Origin of the sequence: Acidiphilium sp., from assembly GCF_049977125.1 — a bacterium.
GTDB lineage: Bacteria > Pseudomonadota > Alphaproteobacteria > Acetobacterales > Acetobacteraceae > Acidiphilium.
This window is the reverse complement of sequence record NZ_JBMFGY010000047.1, coordinates 1-1,205: the sequence shown is the minus strand read 5'-3', so window position 1 is coordinate 1,205 and position 1,205 is coordinate 1. Positions and strand designations below refer to the sequence as shown.

General features: G+C 62.5%; 1 protein-coding gene. It reads left to right on the top strand.

Annotation, left to right across the window (positions count from 1 at the left end; all coding sequences use genetic code 11):
* The first annotated feature begins 112 nt into the window (after positions 1-112).
* Entirely contained in the window at positions 113-1,039 is a 927-nt protein-coding gene (locus tag ACP5E6_RS09255) for an FHA domain-containing protein (RefSeq protein WP_427953948.1), read from the top strand.
* Positions 1,040-1,205: the final 166 nt, after the last annotated feature.

Sequence of the window (1,205 nt, the reverse complement as noted above, 5' to 3'; positions counted from 1 at the left end):
GCAAATTTAACGTGAATTGCCATCACCGCCCCGCCGATCTATCAAACATTTCTTTATCACGCACCATTTCGAGCCGACTCCACCATTTCAAGCCGATTCGAGGAGCCGTTCCTTGGGTTTCGACGAACCAAATCGCAAACTGGCGGCCATTCTCGCCGCCGATATGGTCGGCTTCTCCTGGCGGATCGGGCAGGACGAGGCAACCACCCTCGCCCGCCTGTCCCAGGCCAGGCGCGACGTGATCGAACCCGCCATCGCCAGCCGCAACGGCCGCATCTTCAAACGCACCGGCGACGGCATGCTGGCCGAATTCCCCAGCGCCGTCCTCGCGCTGCGCTGCGCGATCGACATCCAGGACGGCCTCAACCGCCTCAACGCCGAACGCGTCGAGGCCGAGTCAGTGCGCCTGCGCATCGGCGTCCATCAAGGCGAAGTCGTGATCGAGGACGACGATCTCCTCGGCGACGGCGTCAACATCGCCGCCCGGCTCGAACCCCTGGCCGAACCGGGCGGCATCTGCGTCTCCGGCCGGGTGCAGGAAGATGTCGCCGGCAAAATCACGATCGACATGATCGATCTCGGCGAGCATCTGCTCAAAAACATCCCCCGCCCCGTGCGAATCCTGCGGGTCCGCCTCCCCAGCCCCGATTCTGCGGCAATGCCCAGCCTTGACGGCACGCTGATCCGCGCCGCGCCCCTGCCGTGCCATGTCCTCTGCCACCTCAACGACAGCACCGCCCACGACATCGCCATCACCACAGGCGGCTTCCTGATCGGGCGAACCGCCCCCTGCCACCTGATCCTGCCAGATCGGGAAATCTCGCGCCGCCACTGCCGCATCGACCTGCGCAACGGCGCCGCCTACCTCAGCGACCTGAACTCATCGAACGGCACCTTCGTCAATGGACGACGAATCGACACAATGATCGAACTCAACCACGACGCCCGCATCACCCTCGGCGCCGAAACCCTGATCTACCAACGCCGCATCCCCTGCACCGAAACCCCCGAACCCACACAAGCCGAACATCCCGCCTGACCCGATCATCCACCCCCCATCGGCACGGCCGGGTTAAGTTAAGGCAAGGCAAGGCAAGGCAAGCAAGGCGTTCTTTTTTGCAAAAAAGAACCAAAAAACTCTTTTTAATCTGGTCCGTACCGGTGAAACCTCACGTAACTTCGTAGGATGGGGTGCTCTTCCGCAC